Origin of the sequence: Schlesneria paludicola DSM 18645 (genome assembly GCF_000255655.1) — a bacterium.
Taxonomy (GTDB): domain Bacteria; phylum Planctomycetota; class Planctomycetia; order Planctomycetales; family Planctomycetaceae; genus Schlesneria; species Schlesneria paludicola.
This window is the reverse complement of record NZ_AHZR01000100.1, coordinates 1-1,137: the sequence shown is the minus strand read 5'-3', so window position 1 is coordinate 1,137 and position 1,137 is coordinate 1. Positions and strand designations below refer to the sequence as shown.

Here is a 1,137-nt window from a genome sequence, read left to right as displayed (position 1 = left end):
GATAGCAGAAAAGGTGTCAGGAACCTTTTTCATATTCGAGTCTTATTCCCATCAAAACGCCGACGACAAATCCGATACAAATCTTGAATACCATTCTCCATACTCTGGCATCCAATTTGACACGGTAGCCGCGTCCTAATGCCGGGACACAAGCTTCCCAAACCATGCAAGCGAGCACGCCCAAAATCACGCAAGGCACTACCCAGCCCCATCGAAATATCAGAGAGGCAACGGAGTAGATAAACAACACGAGGAAAACCTGTGATGTCAATGTTTCGCAGGTGTCAAACTCGCTTGTTGAGGAATGTTGAAAGAAAAAGGCGAGCACCCCCGTGATCAGCGTCGCGACGAGTTTGGCTGCCAGTCGTTCTCGCATCGGGAATCACTTTCGTTCCGTGTTCCACTGATCGCCACTTTCAGACAATGTTATTCTTCCAAAACGCCTCGAAGTTCCTCACACGCCGCTCACGTGCTGTTATAAATGACGTGATTGGCGGAGCGGGGGTGATGCTCATTTGGTGCATGCCGATCCTATTTTGCATCCCCCCAAAATGGATGTATTTTCTTTGATGCAAACGGGACGTCCACTGCGACATCAGTTGGTCTCATCGAGTGAATTGATCAATCCCGCAAGCATTCGACCGATTTCCTCAAGTTGGTCTTTCAGTAACGTGTGTTGGTCGAGACTGACTCGATTTCGGCGACGAGCTAACTCCAGAAGTGGCACGCATTCTTGGATGGAACCTCGCGCAATTCCAAAGAAATTTCGACGGTCCGGTTTTGTGAAGCGTCCATTACCTTCTGCAATATTAGCCGCGATCGACAGGGCGGCCCGATTGAGTTGGTCGCTAAGAAAACCATAACCACGTGGAAACGCTTCGGTGTGCTGGCAAATGGAATCTGCGAAGTCGACGGCCTTCTGATAGACGAGAAGTTTCTCGAATGCGAATGCCATATGACAGTTCCGCGAAGGAAAGAGAAAAAAGCGAGAAAGTAGTGAGTAGAAAGTAGAACGCGGCGGGTCGCGAGTGGCCAAGGCCAAACGGCATTTTTCCGTCAACTCTCTACTTACCACCCTCTACTTTCTCGCCGCTTCATTTTTGAAGCCGTTCAGGCCTCAAAAATGGAGGCGGGGGG

General features: G+C 49.9%; 2 protein-coding genes. Both read right to left on the bottom strand.

The genetic code is table 11. The features are described 5' to 3' along the window. Positions 1-16: 16 nt before the first annotated feature. Positions 17-376, bottom strand: coding sequence for a hypothetical protein (locus tag OSO_RS0100160; RefSeq protein WP_010581595.1), 360 nt, complete (start codon positions 374-376; stop codon positions 17-19). Between the two features lie 219 nt (positions 377-595). Continuing rightward, a complete protein-coding gene (locus OSO_RS0100150) occupies positions 596-955 on the bottom strand; it encodes a four helix bundle protein (protein ID WP_010581594.1) in 360 nt (119 codons plus the stop codon). Positions 956-1,137: the final 182 nt, after the last annotated feature.